The organism is Amycolatopsis roodepoortensis, from assembly GCF_014873915.1.
Lineage (GTDB): Bacteria > Actinomycetota > Actinomycetes > Mycobacteriales > Pseudonocardiaceae > Amycolatopsis > Amycolatopsis roodepoortensis.
Genome location: NZ_JADBEJ010000001.1, coordinates 1,766,078 through 1,784,517, shown reverse-complemented (window position 1 = coordinate 1,784,517; position 18,440 = coordinate 1,766,078). Strand labels below are relative to the sequence as shown.

16 protein-coding genes are annotated in these 18,440 nt (G+C 67.9%); 9 read left to right on the top strand and 7 right to left on the bottom strand.

Annotated elements, in window-relative coordinates; all coding sequences use genetic code 11:
* Positions 1-195: 195 nt before the first annotated feature.
* On the top strand, positions 196-657 hold the full coding sequence (locus H4W30_RS08120) for a DUF4383 domain-containing protein (RefSeq protein WP_192742198.1): 462 nt from the start codon (positions 196-198) through the stop codon (positions 655-657).
* A 52-nt stretch (positions 658-709) separates the two neighbouring features.
* Here the strand turns inward: H4W30_RS08120 and katG are convergent, their stop codons facing one another.
* From katG to H4W30_RS08100, 4 genes are all read right to left on the bottom strand, one after another.
* Positions 710-2,944 carry a catalase/peroxidase HPI gene (gene katG, locus H4W30_RS08115; protein WP_126735025.1) on the bottom strand — a complete coding sequence of 745 codons (2,235 nt, stop codon included), beginning with the start codon at positions 2,942-2,944 and terminating at the stop codon, positions 710-712.
* A 32-nt stretch (positions 2,945-2,976) separates the two neighbouring features.
* Positions 2,977-3,408, bottom strand: coding sequence for a Fur family transcriptional regulator (locus tag H4W30_RS08110; protein WP_192742197.1), 432 nt, complete (start codon positions 3,406-3,408; stop codon positions 2,977-2,979).
* A 240-nt stretch (positions 3,409-3,648) separates the two neighbouring features.
* A complete protein-coding gene (hpaB, locus tag H4W30_RS08105; RefSeq protein WP_192742196.1) occupies positions 3,649-5,106 on the bottom strand; it encodes a 4-hydroxyphenylacetate 3-monooxygenase, oxygenase component in 1,458 nt (485 codons plus the stop codon).
* Positions 5,107-5,137: 31 nt separating this feature from the next.
* Positions 5,138-5,671 carry a flavin reductase family protein gene (locus tag H4W30_RS08100; protein WP_192742195.1) on the bottom strand — a complete coding sequence of 178 codons (534 nt, stop codon included), beginning with the start codon at positions 5,669-5,671 and terminating at the stop codon, positions 5,138-5,140.
* A 59-nt stretch (positions 5,672-5,730) separates the two neighbouring features.
* Here H4W30_RS08100 and H4W30_RS08095 point away from each other — a divergent pair, with 59 nt between their 5' ends.
* Positions 5,731-6,420 (top strand): IclR family transcriptional regulator, encoded by a 690-nt coding sequence (locus tag H4W30_RS08095; protein WP_192742194.1) that lies wholly within the window; start codon positions 5,731-5,733, stop codon positions 6,418-6,420.
* A gap of 18 nt (positions 6,421-6,438) precedes the next feature.
* On the opposite strand, the gene H4W30_RS08090 is transcribed toward H4W30_RS08095, so the two are convergent.
* On the bottom strand, positions 6,439-7,812 hold the full coding sequence (locus H4W30_RS08090) for an MFS transporter (RefSeq protein WP_192742193.1): 1,374 nt from the start codon (positions 7,810-7,812) through the stop codon (positions 6,439-6,441).
* A 148-nt stretch (positions 7,813-7,960) separates the two neighbouring features.
* On the opposite strand from H4W30_RS08090, the gene H4W30_RS08085 reads away from it, so the two are divergent.
* From H4W30_RS08085 to H4W30_RS08055, 7 genes are all read left to right on the top strand, one after another.
* Positions 7,961-9,442, top strand: coding sequence for a fumarylacetoacetate hydrolase family protein (locus tag H4W30_RS08085; RefSeq protein WP_192742192.1), 1,482 nt, complete (start codon positions 7,961-7,963; stop codon positions 9,440-9,442).
* On the top strand, positions 9,424-10,095 hold the full coding sequence (locus tag H4W30_RS08080) for a GntR family transcriptional regulator (RefSeq protein ID WP_192742191.1): 672 nt from the start codon (positions 9,424-9,426) through the stop codon (positions 10,093-10,095). The genes H4W30_RS08085 and H4W30_RS08080 overlap by 19 nt, the downstream gene beginning before the upstream one ends.
* Before the next feature lie 16 nt (positions 10,096-10,111).
* On the top strand, positions 10,112-11,617 hold the full coding sequence (gene hpaE / locus H4W30_RS08075) for a 5-carboxymethyl-2-hydroxymuconate semialdehyde dehydrogenase (RefSeq protein WP_192742190.1): 1,506 nt from the start codon (positions 10,112-10,114) through the stop codon (positions 11,615-11,617).
* A 31-nt stretch (positions 11,618-11,648) separates the two neighbouring features.
* Positions 11,649-12,743 carry a 3,4-dihydroxyphenylacetate 2,3-dioxygenase gene (hpaD, locus tag H4W30_RS08070; protein ID WP_192742189.1) on the top strand — a complete coding sequence of 365 codons (1,095 nt, stop codon included), beginning with the start codon at positions 11,649-11,651 and terminating at the stop codon, positions 12,741-12,743.
* A 117-nt stretch (positions 12,744-12,860) separates the two neighbouring features.
* Complete coding sequence (gene hpaH / locus H4W30_RS08065) at positions 12,861-13,646, top strand: 2-oxo-hept-4-ene-1,7-dioate hydratase (protein WP_126735016.1); 786 nt, start codon at positions 12,861-12,863, stop codon at positions 13,644-13,646.
* Entirely contained in the window at positions 13,631-14,398 is a 768-nt protein-coding gene (locus tag H4W30_RS08060) for an HpcH/HpaI aldolase family protein (RefSeq protein WP_192742188.1), read from the top strand. The genes hpaH and H4W30_RS08060 overlap by 16 nt, the downstream gene beginning before the upstream one ends.
* 9 nt (positions 14,399-14,407) lie before the next feature.
* Positions 14,408-15,346 (top strand): prenyltransferase/squalene oxidase repeat-containing protein, encoded by a 939-nt coding sequence (locus H4W30_RS08055; RefSeq protein ID WP_192742187.1) that lies wholly within the window; start codon positions 14,408-14,410, stop codon positions 15,344-15,346.
* 156 nt (positions 15,347-15,502) lie between these two features.
* Here H4W30_RS08055 and H4W30_RS08050 read toward each other — a convergent pair whose 3' ends face one another.
* Entirely contained in the window at positions 15,503-16,756 is a 1,254-nt protein-coding gene (locus tag H4W30_RS08050) for an HNH endonuclease signature motif containing protein (RefSeq protein WP_192742186.1), read from the bottom strand.
* A 330-nt stretch (positions 16,757-17,086) separates the two neighbouring features.
* Positions 17,087-18,433 carry an MFS transporter gene (locus H4W30_RS08045; protein ID WP_192742185.1) on the bottom strand — a complete coding sequence of 449 codons (1,347 nt, stop codon included), beginning with the start codon at positions 18,431-18,433 and terminating at the stop codon, positions 17,087-17,089.
* Positions 18,434-18,440: the final 7 nt, after the last annotated feature.

Here is an 18,440-nt window from a genome sequence, read left to right as displayed (position 1 = left end):
CGCGCGCCGGAAGCCGAGGATTATCCCCGCACACCAGGGGTACCCGGCGGATATGGAACGAGAAGACACGGCGCGCGACTCCCGCCCCTCGGACCCGGCCGAAGGCGCTGACCACCGCGACGACCCGAACTCGCCGTCGGAACAACGCAAGAGCGTCGAGCAGGACGAGACCCGGGGACCGGGTGGTCGGGCATCATGACCGCGACCGCGCGGCGCCCGCCGCAACTGGCCGCGCTGGTCGTCGGCGCGGTCTTCCTCGTGGTCGGCGTACTCGGCTTCATCCCGGGCATCACCACTGGCTACGAGGGGCTCGAATTCGCCGGACACCATTCCGAAGCCCGGTTGTTCGGCGTCTTCGCCGTGTCGATCCTGCACAACCTGGTTCATCTGCTGTTCGGCGTGGTCGGCGTACTGGCCGCCCGGAAACGCGCCGCTTCCCGGATCTTCCTGATGATCGGCGGCGGGAGCTATCTGCTTCTGTGGATCATCGGCCTGGCGATCCCGCAGAGCAGCCCGGGGAACTTCCTGCCGTTCAACGTCGCCGACAACTGGCTGCATCTCGGCCTCGGCGTCGGCATGATCGCGCTGGGTGTCTTCACCACCGCGCTCGAACGCAAGGCGGGCGACTACCCGGAACCCGATATGCAACACCAATGAAAACGTCCGGGCCCGCCGCGGAATGCGACGGGCCCGGACGTTCGGATCAGCTTCAGACCAGGTCGTACCGGTCGAGGTTCATGACCTTGTCCCACGCGGAAACGAAGTCACGGACGAACTTCTCCTTCGCATCGTCGCTGGCGTAGACCTCCGCCACCGCGCGAAGCTCGGAGTTGGACCCGAACACGAGGTCGGCGCGGGTACCGGTCCACTTGACCTCGCCGGTCGCGGAATCGCGGCCTTCGAAGGTCTCGGCGTCCTCCGACGTGGCGGTCCACTGGACGCCCATGTCGAGCAGGTTCACGAAGAAGTCGTTGGTCAGCGACCCCGGCTTCTCGGTGAACACGCCGTGCTTGGACTGCTGGGCGTTCGCGCCGAGCACACGCAGACCGCCGACGAGGACGGTCATCTCGGGCGCGCTCAGGTTCAGCAGGTTCGCGCGGTCGATGAGCAGGTACTCCGTCGGGAGACGGTGCCCCTTGCCGCGGTAGTTGCGGAACCCGTCGACGGTCGGCTCCAGCGGGGCGAACGACTCGGCGTCGGTCTGCTCCTCCGTCGCGTCGGTGCGGCCCGGGGTGAACGGCACGGTGACCTCGAAGCCGCCCTCCTTCGCGGCCTGCTCGACGGCGGCGACGCCGCCCAGCACGATCAGGTCGGCGAGCGAGACCTTCTTGCCGCCGGTCTGGGCGCTGTTGAACGCCTCCTGGACACCCTCGAGGGTCCGCAGCACCTGGGACAGCGTCTGCGGGTCGTTGACCTCCCAGTCGCGCTGCGGCTCGAGGCGGATGCGGGCACCGTTCGCGCCACCGCGCTTGTCGCTGCCGCGGAAGGTCGAGGCCGACGCCCAAGCGGTCGAGACCAGCTGCGAGACCGAAAGGCCCGACGCGAGCAGCTTCTCCTTGAGGGAGGCGATGTCCGCGTCGTCGATCAGCTCGTGGTCGACGGCGGGCACCGGGTCCTGCCAGATCAGCGTCTCCTGCGGCACCAGCGGGCCGAGGTAGCGCTGGATCGGGCCCATGTCACGGTGGGTCAGCTTGAACCAGGCACGGGCGAAGGCGTCCGCGAACTGGTCCGGGTTCTCGTAGAACCGGCGCGAGATCTGCTCGTAGACCGGGTCGAAACGCAGCGCCAGGTCGGTGGTGAGCATGCCGGGCGCGCGGTTGAGCTTGCCGTCCTCGGGGTCCGGCACGGTGTTCTTCGCCTTGCCGTCCTTCGGGACCCACTGGTGGGCGCCCGCCGGGCTCTTGGTCAGCTCCCACTCGTACTCGAAGAGGTTGTGGAAGAACCAGTTGCTCCACTGGGTCGGGGTCGGCGTCCAGGTGACCTCGAGACCACTGGTGATCGCGTCGCGGCCCTTGCCGCTGCCGAAGGTGTTCTTCCAACCGAGGCCCTGCTCCTCGATCGAAGCGCCTTCGGGCTCTGGGCCGACGTACTTGTCCGGGTCCGCCGCGCCGTGCGTCTTGCCGAAGCTGTGGCCGCCGGCGATCAGCGCGACGGTCTCCTCGTCGTTCATCGCCATCCGGCCGAACGTCTCGCGGATGTCGCGAGCCGCGGCCAGCGGGTCCGGGTTGCCGTTCGGGCCTTCCGGGTTCACATAGATGAGACCCATCTGCACGGCGGCCAGCGGGTTCTCCAGCTCACGGTCGCCGGTGTAGCGCTCGTCGCCGAGCCAGGTGCGCTCGGGACCCCAGTACACGTCCTCGTCCGGTTCCCAGACGTCCGCGCGGCCACCGGCGAAGCCGAAGGTCTTGAAGCCCATGGTCTCCAGGGCGCGGTTGCCGGTGAAGATCATCAGGTCGGCCCACGAGATCTTGCGGCCGTACTTCTTCTTGACCGGCCAGAGCAGGCGGCGGGCCTTGTCCAGGTTGCCGTTGTCCGGCCAGCTGTTGAGCGGGGCGAACCGCTGCATGCCCGCGCCCGCGCCACCGCGGCCGTCCTCGATGCGGTAGGTGCCCGCGCTGTGCCACGCCATGCGGATCATGAAGCCGCCGTAGTGGCCGAAGTCCGCGGGCCACCAGTCCTGCGAAGTCGTGAGGACGGCGTCGACGTCCTTCGCGAGCTCGGTGAGGTCGAGGGTCTTGAACTCGGCGGCGTAGTCGAACCCGGCGTCCATCGGGTCGGACGCGGCCGAGTGCTTCCGGAGGATCTTCAGGTTGAGCTGGTTCGGCCACCAGTCGCGGTTGCCCGCGCCTTCGGTGGGGTGGTTGCGGCGGCCCGACGAGACGGGGCAGCCGCCCGCGCTCTCTTCGTTCATTTCGCCGATGACGGCGTCCGGGCTGTCAGACACGGGAATCCTTCCGGGAATCAGAACTGCAGGGCTCAGGAACGGGGTTCGGTGGCGCAATCGGGACACAGGCCCCAGTAGATGACCTCGGCCTCTTCGATCACGAAGCCTTGGTCGTTCGACGCGGTCAAACAGGGTGCGGGACCGACGGCGCAGTCGACGTCGGCGATGGCACCACAGGTCCGGCACACGACGTGGTGGTGGTTGTCCCCGACCCGGGACTCGTACCGTGCCACGGATCCGGACGGCTGGATCCGCCGAAGGAGACCCGCGGCGGTCAGTGCCCGCAACACGTCGTAGATGGCCTGGTGAGAGACCTCGCCGAGTTCCGTGCGCACGGCCCCGATGATCGAGTCGGTGTCGGCGTGCGGGTGGTCGCGTACCGCTGTCAGCACGGCCACCCGGGGACGCGTCACGCGCAGGGAGGCCCCGCGCAGCATCCGCTCGAAGTCCGGGGTCGTGGGCACGGCCGCAGTCTGGCCCATTTTCTGGAATGAATCAAGTTCTTGCATCCCGGGCGTGTCCCCGCCCACGCCGGCATCGTGGTGGCTAGGACGGTTCGGTGGCGCGTGCTGGGCTTGGCCGGGGTCGCGAAAGCCACTTTCGAGACGTCTGGTGTCCCGAAAGTGGCTTTCGCAACGCCGCCTCCAGACCCCTGGCGCAGGATCAACAACGGCCGGGAGCCAGTGGACACCGAGGGGAACCCGTCACTCGTCGCGCGCCAGCAGTTCCCGGACCCGTTCCTGCAGCGCCTCCCTCGGGTACGCGTTCACCTGGGCGCCCGCCATCCGCACCGGGTCGCCGAAGAAGAAGTACTCGTACAGCGACTCCCGTCCGGCGAAGCTCGAGACCGACGCGTCGAACGCCAGCTTGAACAGTCGCGCGCGGTCCTTGGCCGGCAGCGTGGCCGACTGGAGGTACGTGTCGATGTCGGGACGGCCTTCGGCCTCGAAGTCCGCCTCACCCGGCAAGGCCATGAGGCCGGAGGCGGAGAACTTGCGGATGATCTCGGTCAGCCGCGGCGAGACCTTCGTGGGGTACCAGTTGCGGGCCGCGTTGAGGACTTCCCACTTGGGCAGGAAGACGCCGTCCTCGCTGAGTTTCCCGTCGGCCTCCGCCGCGCGCAGCACGGCCTTCTCGATCTCGACGTAGGAGATCAGTTCCGACAGGTCCTGCTGGATGTGCTGGAAGCCGCCGATGCCGATCGCGGCGGCGATCTCGCTGGCGAGACCGAGGTAGAACTCCGTCTTGGCCAGCGTGCGCGTGACGACCTGGTGGGTCATGAGCGCACCGGCGCCGGTCTCGGAGTACCAAGCGTTGCACAGTTCCGGGTGCCCCAAGAGGAAGACGCGCTCGTTCGGGACGAAGACGTCGTCGAACACCACGACCGCGTCCATCTCCTCGAACCGGGAGGCGAGCGGCTCGTCGAAGTGCGATCGGCCGTGGTCGAGCCCGGCCCGGCAGAAGTACTTGAGGCCGGGCGCGTCGTTCGGGACGGCGAAAGCGTACGAATACGGCGCGTCCTCGGGGGTTCCGCGCAGGACCGTCGACGGGAAGACCAGGAGTTCGTCCGCGATCGGTGCGATGGTGGCGAGCATCCGGGCGCCGCGGACGACGATGCCGTCTTCCCGTTCCTCGACCACCTTCGCCGACAGGTTGCCGCCACCCTGCTGGCCGCCCGACACCGAACGGTTGACCTGCGGCGGGATCAGGGTGTGCGTCGCGAGGAGGTCGTTCTCGCGCGCCATCTCGTAGTACTTCTGGATGCGTTCGCCGTAGACGGGATCGGCCTGGGAGAAGAACTTCTTCGCGGTCGAGAGCGCGGTGAGCGACGAGTTCATGTAGTCGCCGGTGCGGCCGAGGAAGCCGTTCGAGTACTGGGCCCACACGGAGAAGGCGGCGCGACGGCGCTTGAGGTCTTCCTCGCTGCGCGGCACCAGGAACGACGTGCCGACCCGCTCCCCCGTGGTCGGCGATTCGTAGGTCAGGACGTCACGGTGCGCCGGATCGTGCTGGAGGTCGAACAGCTTCGCGTAGGTCAGCGCGTTGTTGCGGAACGCCGGGTGCTCGGCGACCTTCGAGGTCACCTTCTCGCCGTCGACGTACAGCTCCGGCGTCATCGCGTTGAGCTTGTCGAGGTACTGCTGTCCGGTACGGGCTCCCATGTCGTGCTCCTTCTCGGGGTGGACGTCGTTGTCAGAACAGGGATTCGTGGCCTTGCGCGGATTCGTGGATGGTCGAGAACTGCCCGTTGACGAAGCCGAGCGCGTCACCGGAGCGGTAGTCGAACTCCCGCACCTCGCCGAGGAACAGGGTGTGGTCGCCACCGTCGTAGGCGGCCCACGGCGTGCAGTCGAACCAGCTGAGGACGCCGGCGAGCCGCGGCGCGTGCCCGCCTTCGACCCACGTCGGCGCGCCTTCGGGGGTCGGACGGCCGGCGAAGTTCATCGCCAGCGCCTCCTGCTCGGCGCCGAGGACGTTGACCGCGAACGGGCGCCCGGCGAGCAGGTCGTGACTTCTCACGGTGCGCTGGATCGAGACGAGAACGAGTGGCGGATCCATCGAGACCGCGGTGAAGGAGTTCACCGTCAGGCCGTGCCGTTTGGTGGCGGCATCGAAGGTCACGACGGCCACTCCCGTCGCGAACCGGCCGAGACAGCCTCGGAAGAACTGCGCGGGCGGCCGATACAGGCTCGAACCTGGCGAGAAACTGGTTTCGCGTGACATCATCGTCTGTTCCTGTTCTATAATCGAACAGCCAGTTCAACTATCGAAATGGATCGTATACGATGATTTCGGAGTCCCGCAAGACCGCGAGCACGTCCCAGACGCTCAGCCGCGGCATCCGTGTCCTCGAAGTCCTTGCCGACGCCCAAGAACCGCTCAGCGTCGACCGGATCGCCGAACGGCTCGGCGTGCACCGGTCGATCGCGTACCGGCTCATCCGCACCCTCGAAGAGCACGGGCTCCTCACGCGGGAACCCAGGGGGAAATACGAACTCGGCGCCCGGTTGGCCGCCCTCGCGGCGGGGATCAAACACGATCTACAGGCCGCGGCATTGCCCGAGCTGACGGCGGTCGCGAACGAACTCGGCATGACGTGTTTCGTGGCGGTGATGGACCGCGAGGAATGCGTGACCCTGGTCAGCGTGGAACCCCGGCACGCCGTCGCGTCCGTCGCGCAGCGCCCGGGGTCCAGGCATCCGTTCACCGCGGGCGCCCCCGGCCGCGCGATTCTTTCCCAGCTACCGGAAGAGGACTGGCCGGAGGGGATCGAGGAAGTCACCGACCGCGGCTACGCGGACAGCCACGGCGAGGTGATCGAGAACCTCAGCTCGGTGGCCGTGCCGCTCCCCCTGCGCGGGCACGCTCCCGCCGCCCTCGCGGTCGTCTACCTGTCCAGCACGCGAACCCCCGCCGAGCTCGCGGAGCGGCTCAAGGCGGCGGGGAAGGCCGTCCGTGACGCTCTCGGCGGGTGAGCGTCACGGACGGCGGGATCACTTCGAGAAGCGCAGCGGGCTGACCGCCTGCTCGGCTTCGTGATCCGGCCCGAGCGGGATCCCCGATCGGTCACGCAGCAGCAAGGTGGCGATGAGGCCGATGACGGTCATCCCGCCCAAGTAGACGGCCACGGACACCGAAGTTCCGGTCGCGTCGACCAGCGCGGTGGCGATCGTCGGCGCGAACGCACCACCGAGGATCGCGCCGAGCGCGTACGAGATCGAAACACCGGAAAAGCGGATCGACGCGGGGAACAGCTCCGCGTAGAACGCCGCCTGCTGGCCGTAGGTGAACCCGAGCCCGACGCTGAGGATGATCAGGCCCAGCGCCAGCAACACGATGTTCCCGGTGTCCACCAAGGGAAAGAGCAGCGCGACGCCGGCGAGCTGCGCGATCCAGCCGACCACGTAGGTACGCCGCCTGCCGATCCGGTCGGACACCGCGCCCGCCGCCCAGGTCGACAGCAGCCAGGTCGCCGCCGACGCGGTCACCGCCCACAGGACCGGGCCGCGATCGAGCCCGATCGGCCCCTTCGGGTTGGTCGCGTAGTTCTGGATGTAGCCGCCGGTGGTCATGTAGCCGACGGCGTTGTTGCCCGCGAACACCAGCGCGGCCACCAGAACGAGCACGGCGTGCTTGCGGAACAGCTGGATGATCGGGGTCCTGGTCTGCTCGCGGCGTTCGGCGATCTCCCGGAAGACCGGGCTCTCCTCGACGCGGCGCCGTACATAGTGGCCGACCAGGATCAGCCCGACACTGAGCAGGAACGGGATCCGCCATCCCCAGTCGAGGAAGGCCTGACCGGGGACGAGCAGGCTGGTCAGCGCGAGAACACCGGAGGCCAGCAGCAGCCCGAGCGGCACACCGATCTGCGGCGAGGCGCCGAAGAGCCCCCTCCGCTTCGACGGCGCGTGCTCGACGGCCATCAGCACGGCGCCGCCCCATTCACCACCCGCCGAAACGCCCTGCAGGATCCGCAGCAGGATCAGCAGTACCGGCGCGAGGACACCGATCTGATCGAACGTCGGGAGCACGCCGATCAGCGTGGTCGCGACGCCCATCAGGATCAGGGTGAGCACCAGGACCACCCGGCGGCCGTACTTGTCACCGAAGTGCCCGGCGAGGAACGCGCCGAGCGGGCGGAACAGGAAGCTCACGCCCACCGTGGCGAAGGAGACGAGCGTGCTGTTGGCACCGAGGCCGGAGAAGAACAGCTTGCCGAAGACGAGACCGGCGGCGGACGCGTAAACGAAGAAGTCGTACCACTCGACCGTGGTGCCGACGACGGTCGCGAACGCGACCCGGCGCCGATCGGAAGACGGTGGAGCGGTCCGGCCGGGCGTGCGTTCATCCTGCGCTGGATTCGACACCTTGACTCCTTTGACATAGGCCTGACGCGAGTGGCGGCCCGCAGGGATCCCGGGCGAGGCGAAGGCCACTCGGTGACCGCCTTGCCACTGTGGCACGGAATCATATACGTTATTAGATACGAAGCAAGGGTCGAGGATTCAGGGGAACATGGGCACTTACGAGGCAGCATCGCCTTCCGGCCGCGCGTCCGGTCCGCTGGACAGCCGGCCGGGCAAGATCATCGCCGTCCATCTCAGCTACGCGTCCCGCGCGGAGCAGCGCGGACGGCGGCCGGCGAACCCGTCGTACTTCTTCAAGCCGTCGAGCTCGATCGGCACTTCCGGTGGCACGGTCGAACGTCCGGCGGGCACCGAACTGCTGGCCTTCGAAGGCGAGATCGCGCTGGTCATCGGCACGACGGCCCGGTGGGTGAAACCGGACAAGGCATGGGAGCACGTCGCCGCGGTCACCGCCGCGAACGACTTCGGCCTCTACGACCTGCGCGCCGCGGACAAGGGCTCCAACGTCCGTTCCAAGGGCGGCGACGGCTACACCCCGCTCGGCCCCGGCCTCATCGACGCGCGCGACATCGATCCCTCGTCGCTGCGCGTCCGCACCTGGGTGAACGGCGACCTGGTGCAGGAGGACAGCACGGCCGGGCTGCTGTTCCCGTTGCGGCAGTTCGTTTCCGACCTTTCCCAGCACTTCACGCTCGAACCGGGCGACGTCATCCTCACCGGGACCCCGGCCGGGTCGACGGTGGTCTCCCCCGGCGACGTCGTCGTGGTCGAAGTGGACGTTCCGGGCACATCGCTCAGTAGCGGACGGCTCCACACCACCGTCACCCAGGGCATCCGGTCCTTTTCGGACATCGGCAGCCTGCCCGAGGTCGACGACAAGCAGCGCGCCGAAGCTTGGGGAACTCCCGCCGAAGCGGTCGAAGAGAACTCGCCAACGCTCAGCGAGGAACTGCGCGCCAAGCTTCTTCGTGCGCCTGTCGCGGGATTGTCCGCCCAGCTGCGCAAACGCGGGCTGAACAACGTCGCGATCGATGGCGTGCGGCCCAATCTGCCCGGTTCGAAGGTCGTCGGCACGGCGAGGACTTTGCGTTTCGTCCCGAACCGCGAGGACCTATTCAAGTCCCATGGCGGCGGTTACAACGCGCAGAAGCGCCTCTTCGACTCGGTCGGTGCCGGCGAGGTGATCGTCATCGAAGCACGCGGTGACAAGGGTTCCGGAACGCTCGGGGACATCCTGGCGCTGCGGGCGCGCTACCTCGGCGCCGCCGGGGTGATCACCGACGGCGGGGTCCGCGACTTCGAGGCAGTCGCCGCGACCGGCTTGCCGGTGTTCTCGCAGGGCCCGCATCCGGCGGTCCTCGGCCGCAAACACGTGCCGTGGGACACCGACGTGGCGGTCGCCTGTGGCGGGGCCACCGTGCTGCCCGGCGACCTCATCGTCGGTGACGACGACGGCGTGGTCGTCATCCCGCCGTCGCTGGCCGAAGAGATCGCCGACGCGGCGCTCGTCCAGGAGGACGAAGACGCGTGGATCGCCGAGCAGGTCGGACAGGGCCGCCCGATCGAGGGGCTCTTCCCGCTGAACCCGTTGTGGCGGGAAAGGTATGAGGCATGGCAGAAGAAGCAGTGAAGACGACCAGCAAGTCCGAACTCGCCTACGAGTGGCTGCGTGAGCGGATCGCCCGGCACGAGTACGGACCCGGCTACCGGCTGGTGCTCGCCGAGATCGCCGGCGCGCTCGACATGAGCGTCGTCCCGGTGCGCGAGGCGATCCGGCGGCTGGAGGCCGAACGGCTGGTGACCTTCGAACGCAACGTCGGCGCGCGCGTGGCGATGGTGGACCAGAACGAGTACGTCCACGCGATGCAGACCCTCGGCGTGGTCGAAGGTGTCGCCACCGCGCTGTCCGCGCCGCAGCTGTCCGAAGAGAACATCGCGCGGGCGCGGCGGGTGAACGAACGCATGATCACGCTGCTGGACCACTTCGACGCGCACGAGTTCACCGCGCTGAACCAGCAGTTCCACTCGCTGCTCTTCGAATGCTGTCCCAACCCGCAGATCCTCGACCTCGTGCACCAGGGCTGGACCCGGCTGTCCGGGCTGCGCGACTCCACGTTCGCGTTCGTGCCCGACCGCGCGCACCGGTCGGTCGAGGAACACGAAGAGATCCTCCGGCTGATCACCGAGAAGGCTGATCCGCTCGACATCGAATTCGCCGCGCGCAATCACCGCTGGGCCACCATGCAGGCCTTTTTGGACGCTCGAGAGCGCGCGAACCGCTGACTGAGGAGGGCTAGTCTTGACCACCACCACTCCCCGGCCGATCCCGGACGGTGTCCCGGAGCGGATCCGGCACTACATCGGCGGCGAACTCGCCGATTCGGCCGACGGCGCCGTCTTCGACGTGATCGACCCGGTCACCAACGAGGTCTACGTCCAGGCCGCCGCGGGGAAGAAGGCCGACATCGACCGCGCCGTCGCCGCCGCGCGGAATGCGTTCACCGAGGGGCCTTGGCCGAAGCTGCTGCCGCGCGAGCGGTCACGCGTGCTCAACCGCATCGCCGATCTCGTCGAGTCGCGGGACAAGCGGCTGGCCGCGCTGGAGAGCTTCGACTCCGGTCTGCCGATCTCGCAGGCGCTGGGCCAGGCACGCCGGGCTGCGGAGAACTTCCGGTTCTTCGCCGACCTGATCGTCGCGCAGGCCGACGACACCTACAAGGTGCCCGGCCGTCAGATCAACTACGTCAACCGCAAGCCGATCGGCGTCGCCGGCCTGATCACGCCGTGGAACACGCCGTTCATGCTGGAGTCGTGGAAGCTCGCGCCCGCGCTCGCGACCGGCAACACCGTGGTGCTCAAACCCGCGGAGTTCACCCCGCTTTCCGCTTCGCTGTGGGCGGAGATCTTCGAGGAGGCCGGGCTGCCGCCGGGCGTGTTCAACCTCGTCAACGGCTTCGGTGAGGACGCCGGCGACGCGCTGGTGAAGCATCCGGACGTCCCGCTGATCTCGTTCACCGGCGAGAGCGGCACCGGCAGCCTGATCTTCGGCAACGCCGCGCCGTTCCTCAAAGGACTGTCGATGGAGCTGGGCGGCAAGTCCCCCGCCATCGTCTTCGCCGACGCCGATCTGGAGACCGCGATCGACGCGACGATCTTCGGCGTCTTCTCGCTCAACGGCGAACGCTGCACCGCGGGCAGCCGGATCCTGGTCGAGCGCGCGATCTACGACGAGTTCGTCGAGCGCTACGCCGCGCAGGCCAAGCGGGTCAAGGTGGGCGACCCGAGCGACCCCGAGACCGAAGTCGGCGCGCTGGTGCACCCCGAGCACTACGACAAGGTCATGAAGTACATCGAGATCGGCAAGACCGAGGGCAGGCTCGTCGCCGGCGGTGGCCGCCCGGACGGCTTCCCGACCGGGAACTACGTGGCGCCGACGGTGTTCGCCGACGTCAAACCGGACGCCCGGATCTTCCAGGAGGAGATCTTCGGCCCGGTCGTCGCGATCACGCCGTTCGACAGCGAAGAAGAGGCGCTGGAGCTCGCGAACAACACGAAGTACGGGCTCGCGGCCTACGTCTGGACCAACGATCTCAAGCGGGCGCACAACTTCGCGCAGTCCGTCGAGGCGGGCATGGTCTGGCTCAACTCGAACAACGTCCGTGACCTGCGCACGCCCTTCGGCGGGGTGAAGGCGTCCGGGCTGGGACACGAGGGCGGCTACCGCTCGATCGACTTCTACACCGACCAGCAGGCGGTGCACATCAACCTCGGCGAGGTGCACAACCCCGCCTTCGGCAAGGGCTGACCCCGTTCCCCCGTCCACAAAGGATGACGCAATGAAGCCGATCCCCACCCCGCAATCGCCGCCGCCGGACGTCCTGCGCTGCGCGTACATGGAACTCGTCGTCACCGATCTGGCGCGGTCGCGCTCGTTCTACGCCGACGTCCTCGGCCTGACGGTGACCGAGGAGGACGAGACGACGGTCAGCCTCCGTACGATCGACGAGTTCATCCACCACAACCTCGTGCTGCGCCAGGGTCCGGTCGCCGCGGTCGCGGCCTTCTCGTACCGGGTGCGGTCGCCGGAGGACCTGGACAAGGCCGTCGCGTTCTACACGGAACTGGGCTGCCGGGTCGAGCGCAACGAGAACGGGTTCACCAAAGGCATCGGCGACTCGGTGCGCGTGCAGGACCCCCTCGGCTTCCCGCTCGAGTTCTTCCACGAGGTCCAGCACGTCGACAGGCTCAGCTGGCGCTACGACCTGCACGTCCCGGGCGCGCTGGTCCGGCTCGACCACTTCAACCAGGTCACGCCGGACGTCCCGCGCGCGGTGAAGCACATGGAAGACCTCAACTTCCGCGTCACCGAAGACATCCAGGACGACCAGGGCGTCACGTACGCGGCCTGGATGCGCCGCAAGCCGACCGTGCACGACACCGCGATGACCGGCGGAGACGGGCCGCGGATGCACCACGTCGCCTTCGCCACGCACGAGAAGCACAACATTCTGTCCATTTGCGACAAACTCGGCTCGCTGCGGATGTCGGACCACATCGAACGCGGCCCCGGCAGGCACGGCGTCTCGAACGCGTTCTACCTGTACCTGCGCGACCCGGACGGGCATCGCGTCGAGATCTACACGCAGGACTACTACACCGGCGACCCCGACAACCCGGTCGTCACCTGGGACGTGCACGACAACCAGCGCCGCGACTGGTGGGGCACGCCGGTGGTCCCGTCCTGGTACACCGACGCCTCGCTCGTGCTCGACCTCGACGGCAAGCCGCAGCCCGTGGTCGCGCGGACCGAGGAAAGCGAACTGGAGGTCACCATCGGCGCCGACGGCTTCTCCTACACCCGCAAGGGTGACGACGAAGGTGAACTGCCGGCCTGGAAACAGGGCGAGTACAAACTCGGCAACCAGCTCTGAGGCGGGTTGGCGGAGCTGCAGATGTATCTGGAAGGCGACAGTGACGGCGATGACCGGGTGCTTCCTGCCGGCGTCGATCGCGGTCGCGGGTTCACCAGCAGACCATAGGGCGGGGACATGCTCGAACAGGAAACGATCGCCGCGATCGCCGACGAACTGGCGGCCGCGGAGGAGGCACGGGAGACGATCCCGCTGCTGACGGCGCGCTATCCGGACATGACCGTCGAGGACTCGTACGCCGTGCAGAACGAATGGCGGCGCCGGGGTATCGCGGCGGGGCGCCGTCCGGTCGGGCGCAAGATCGGGCTCACGTCGAAGGTCATGCAGGCCGCCACCGGGATCACCGAACCCGACTACGGCGCCATCTTCGCGGACATGGTGTTCGAGAACGGCTCCGTGATCGAGCACGGCCGGTTCTCGAACGTGCGCATCGAGGTCGAGCTGGCCTTCGTCCTTCGTGACTCCCTGTCGGGGCCGGACGCCACGGTGTTCGACGTGTTGCGGGCGACCGAATACGTCGTACCCGCACTGGAGATCCTGTCGTCACGGATCGAGATGGCGGGCCGGACCATCGTCGACACGATCAGCGACAACGCCGCCATGGGCGGGATGGTCTACGGCGGCAACCCGGTCGCGGTGGACGCCGTCGACCTGCGGTGGGTTTCGGCGCTGCTGTACCGCAACGAGACCATCGAGGAATCCGGGGTCGCCGCCGCGGTGCTGAACCATCCCGCGAACGGCGTCGCCTGGCTCGCGAACAAACTCGCCCAGCACGGTGACAAGCTCGATCCGGGCGACATCGTGCTGGCCGGCTCGTTCACGCGGCCGATGTGGGTGCACCCGGGCGACACCGTGACCGCCGACTACCGGGATCTGGGGGCGATCACATGCCGCTTCGTCTAGATCCGCCGTTCCGGGATCGGCTGGGCGAGCGGCCGCTGATCGGCATGTGGGTCACGTCGGGCAGCCCGGTCGTCGCGGAGATCTGCGCGGGTTCCGGGCTCGACTGGTTGCTCGTCGACACCGAGCACTCCCCCGCCGGGCTCGAGACGGTGCAGTCGTTGCTGCAGACGATCGCCGCGTATCCCATTACGCCGATGGTGCGTGCCCCGTCCGGTGACGCGGTCGCGCTGAAGCAGCTGCTCGACCTGGGCGCGCAGAACCTGCTGGTGCCCATGGTCGACAGCGCGGAGGAGGCGGAGGCTGTCGTGCGGGCCGTCCGCTATCCGCCTCGCGGCGTGCGTGGTGTCGGCAGCGCTTTGTCTCGGTCGGCGCGCTGGAACCGGGTCGAGGACTATCTCGCGAAGGCCGAGGAGTTCACGTCACTGTTCGTGCAGATCGAGTCGACGGCGGGAGTCGCGGCGGCCGCCGAGATCGCCGCTGTCGACGGCGTCGACGGGGTGTTCGTCGGGCCGTCCGACCTGGCCGCCTCGATGGGCTTGCTCGGAAAACAGACGCACCCCGACGTCACCGCGGCCGTCTTGGGCACCTTCGAAGCGGTTCGCGCGCAGGGAAAACCGGTCGGCGTCAACGCTTTCGACCCCGCACAGGCTCAACGGTACCTCGACGCCGGCGCTTCGTTCGTGCTGGTCGGCGCCGACGTCACCCTGCTCGCTCAAGGTTCGGAGGCGCTCGCGCGGCGGCACCAGGCTTAAGGTCTTGGCATGCTCCCGTGGCTGCTCGACTCCGACCCCGCCCTGCGCTGGCAGGTGGAACGCGACCTCGCGCACGAACCGCCCGAGGTCTGGGAGGCGACGCGGGCGCGGATCGCGACCGAAGGCTTCGGCGCGCGGCTGCTCGCCCACCAGGACCCGGACGGCCAGTGGGCGGGCGGCGCGTTCTTCCCCGCCGGGTTCACCGGCGCGGAAGGCGAGCAGCCGTGGACCGCGACGACGTGGTCGCTCAACACTCTGCGTGAGTGGGGCATGGACGCCGCGGTCCTTACCGGGACGGCCGAACTCCTCGCTCGGAACAGCCGGTGGGAGTACGACGATCTCCCGTACTGGGGTGGCGAGGTCGACTGCTGCATCAACGCGTGGACCCTCGCGAACGGCCTGTGGCTCGGTGCCGACGTCGCCCCGCTCGTCACCTGGTTCTCGGAGCATCAACAACCCGACGGTGGCTGGAACTGCGAGTGGGTCTCGGGTTCCCGGCGCTCGTCCGTGCACTCGACGCTGAACTCGCTCAAAGGCCTGCTCGCCTTCGAGACCGCGACCGGTGGCACTCCGGCTTCGCGGGCCGCGCGGCGCTCGGGTGAGGAGTACCTGCTGGAGCGAGGCCTGTTCCGGCGGCTGTCGACGGGTGCGGAGATCGCGCCGTGCACCACGGTCTTCGCGTATCCGTTCCGCTGGTTCTACGACGTGCTGAACGCGGCGGACTACTTCCGGGAGGCTTCGCTGCACGATGGTACGGCTCCGGATCCGCGAATGGCCGAAGCCGTCGAACGCATCCGTGCCGCACGGCAGCCGGACGGGACTTGGCTACAGGCCCATCGGCACGCCGGGCAGGTGTGGTTCGAGGTCGACGTCTCGGCGGGCGAGCCTTCGAAGTGGCTGACGCTGTATGGCAGCCGGGTGCTGAACTGGTGGGATTCCGCGGCTTAAGTGGGGGTTTCGGCCGAGCTGGACGAGGGCTTCGCAGACTCGGTGATCGCCAAGCACCAGCATCCACAGCGATTCGAGTTGGAACACGAACGCCGTTCTGCCCAGTGGGCATGCCGAAGGGCCCGTCGCCGGTGTGGCTGGCGGGCTCTTCGGGGTTCAGCGGTGATGCAGGGTGTTGCGGCGGGGTTGTCGGAGCGGATCTCGGTACTGGGGTGGGATGAATTCCGGTAACCCATCGGCCGCCATCCGCACTTCCCAGTCACCGTGGTGAATCAGCCGGTGGTGGAATCCGCACAACAGCACGAGGTTCCGCAGATCCGTCGGCCCGCCGTCCACCCAGTGCTCAATATGATGAGCGTGGCAATTCTTCGGCTTCCGATGACAGCCCGGGAACGCACAGCCACCGTCACGAATGTTCAACGCCCGTCTTTGCCCGGGCGTGACGAATCGTCGCAGCCGTCCCACGTCGAGGGGTTCACCGGCGGCGCTCATCACGACCGGCAACATCAGGCAGTCGCAGGCGGCCAGCCGGGCTTCCCTCGCGGTCATCATCCCCACGAAATCCAGGCACGCGCTCCCGAGGCCGGACTTCAGTTCCTCAAGCCCGATGGTCACGTTCACCAAAGTCCGATAGCCGCTGGTGCCGGGTTGGTCGGGGCAGGCGATGGCGAGGTCGAGGAGTTCGGCCCAGGCGTCGCCCAGGCGTTCGCATTTCATCCGCAGGTCGGCTTGGCCGAATTCGTCGACCGGTCGCGGCTGGGCATAGGCCTCCAGCGCGGCGGCGGTTCGGGCACCGGTCTCGTCGTCCAGCAGCCCGGTCAGTTTCCAGAATCCGTCTCTACGGCGTTCCAGGGTGAGTTCCCGGCGTGGTTCCTTGGGTTCGGGCTCCTTGGGTTCGTTGCCGTCGGGGTCCAGCCAGCCCAGCAGGTTCGCTTCAGCCTTGGCGAGCTGGTGCGGACCAGCATTCGGGGCGAGGTCGGCGAGGATCTTCTCCGCGACCGCCCGATCCTCAACCGAGGTATCGGCAGGGAGTCTCTTCAAGATCTCCAGGATCTGGTCGATCCGTTCATCCCCGACCAACCCCTCCGCCGCCACCGCAGCGGTCGCAGGCGCCACAGGAGGAACATCCGTGCCATCCAAAGCACGGGTCGGGTTCAACGCGATGGCCCGCTTGACCACCGCACCCGCTTCACCCCGCGACAGTCCCGCCATCTCCGCGAGCCAACTCGCCGTACTGCCATGCCCATATAAGTCTTTCGCGCCCCGAGACTCGACCTCCGCCAAAAACCGCCCCAAACCAGCGGTGGCCACCCGAATCACCCGCAAAGACTGCAGCACGCCATGGGCAAGCTCCAGCTTGCCGGCGCGCCACAGTTCTTGCGGCAACTCGGGGAGGAAGGTCTCGGACACGCCTCCATAATACCGAACTTTATCGAACATGTGTTCGTAATTTTAAGCGACAAGCGAACTGCACTAACAACACTGGAGAGTGATTCCACCACCAAGGGCGGCTCACTCTGAGCAAGTCTCGCAATTAGCCGACTAATTGCGACGTCAAGGCGAGCGCGTCGAGCCCGCGGCCACTCGCCCTCTCTCCGATCAGTGTTGCGAAAGCCACTTTCGCAACCCCACCGCGAGGACCGCCGGAGGCGACATCACCCGATCCAACAGGGCATTAACGTGTCAGGCCCAAGCAAAACCCCCAAACCACCGCAATTAGCCGACTAATTGCGGGTGACCTCAAGCCACCGCGATCACCCGAGAGCGCCCAGGCAGCCGGAGCGCGGCCGCGACACCGCCAACGGCGACAAGACCGACGAACCCGAACACGACACCGAAAGCCAAGCCCGGCCGCGATTCGAGGCCCGTCAGGATCGCGCCGGTCACCGCCACCCCGGCCACCGCACCCACCTGCCTGACCGTGTTGAACAGACCGGAGGCACCGCCCGCGACAGCGGGGTCGACGGACGCCATCGCGATGGCGGACAGCGGTGACCACGCCATCGCGTTGGCAGCGCCCAGCAGCGCGGCGCCCACCGAGATCCACCAGGGATTCAGGTTCAGTACCACTACCAGCCCGATGAGCAGGAGGCTCGTCGCGAGAAGGCTCATGCCGAGTATCGCCGGCCGGCGCCCGCCCACCCGGTCGACCCAGCGGCCGGCCGGTGGCGAAAGCAGGATCGCGACGACGGCGTCCGGCGCGAGGACGATCGCGGCTTCCATCGGGCCGAAACCGCGGCCGTCTTGGATGTAGAGCATCGTGGGCAAGGCCATCGCGAGAACCGTCGCACCGAGCGACGCCATCGCGAGGCTCGCGGACAGATACCCGGACGAGCGATAGAGCCGCAACGGCGCGAGGGCGTCCTCACCTTGCCTGCGCTCTCGGAACCAGAAACAGACGAGCAGCGCGACGGCGAGGGCGGTCGCAGGCAGCGAAAGCGGGCTCCATGACAGCAATGCCCACACCAGCAGACTCAAACCCGCCGTACTCGACACGGCTCCGAGCAGATCGAAGCATGTCGCACTTCCTTGACTTCCCGGAATCAGGCGGATACCCACGACCACGGCGATGGCGCAGAGCGGCACGTTGATCCAGAAGATCCAGCGCCAATCCAGGCTCGCTGTCAGCAGCCCACCCAGAATGGGCCCCAGCAAGGTGGCGGCCGCCGCCACCGAGCCCCAGATGCCGAACGCGCGACCCCGCTCGTCTTCGGCGAAGAGCCGCCGGATCAACGTGAGTGGTTGCGGTGACATCGCGGCCGCCGCCAGGCCTTGCAGGATCCGGAACGCGATGAGCCAGCCGATCGACGGCGCGATCCCGCACAGCGCCGAGGCGACGCCGAAACCTCCCATGCCGAACAGATAGACCCGCTTCGGGTCGAAGAGATCGCCGAGACGACCGGCGACCAGTAACGGTACCGAAAACGCGAGCAGATAACCCGCCGTCACCCAGAACAACGCGGCGACGTCCCCGCCGAGATCGGCTTGGATGCTCGGGCTCGCCACCGCGACAATGGTCGTGTCCAGCAGGAGCACGAAGAATCCCGCGAGCAGGGCCGCGAGCCCACCCCACCTCGAGGAACCCATGTCACAC

Coding starts and splice junctions, on each gene's coding strand:
- H4W30_RS08120 (WP_192742198.1), top strand. CDS start 196: ATGACCGCGACCGCGCGGCGCCCGCCGCAACTGGCCGCGCTGGTCGTC.
- hpaB (WP_192742196.1), bottom strand. CDS start 5,106: ATGGGAGCCCGTACCGGACAGCAGTACCTCGACAAGCTCAACGCGATG.
- H4W30_RS08100 (WP_192742195.1), bottom strand. CDS start 5,671: ATGATGTCACGCGAAACCAGTTTCTCGCCAGGTTCGAGCCTGTATCGG.
- H4W30_RS08095 (WP_192742194.1), top strand. CDS start 5,731: ATGATTTCGGAGTCCCGCAAGACCGCGAGCACGTCCCAGACGCTCAGC.
- H4W30_RS08085 (WP_192742192.1), top strand. CDS start 7,961: ATGGGCACTTACGAGGCAGCATCGCCTTCCGGCCGCGCGTCCGGTCCG.
- H4W30_RS08080 (WP_192742191.1), top strand. CDS start 9,424: ATGGCAGAAGAAGCAGTGAAGACGACCAGCAAGTCCGAACTCGCCTAC.
- hpaD (WP_192742189.1), top strand. CDS start 11,649: ATGAAGCCGATCCCCACCCCGCAATCGCCGCCGCCGGACGTCCTGCGC.
- hpaH (WP_126735016.1), top strand. CDS start 12,861: ATGCTCGAACAGGAAACGATCGCCGCGATCGCCGACGAACTGGCGGCC.
- H4W30_RS08060 (WP_192742188.1), top strand. CDS start 13,631: ATGCCGCTTCGTCTAGATCCGCCGTTCCGGGATCGGCTGGGCGAGCGG.
- H4W30_RS08055 (WP_192742187.1), top strand. CDS start 14,408: ATGCTCCCGTGGCTGCTCGACTCCGACCCCGCCCTGCGCTGGCAGGTG.
- H4W30_RS08045 (WP_192742185.1), bottom strand. CDS start 18,433: ATGGGTTCCTCGAGGTGGGGTGGGCTCGCGGCCCTGCTCGCGGGATTC.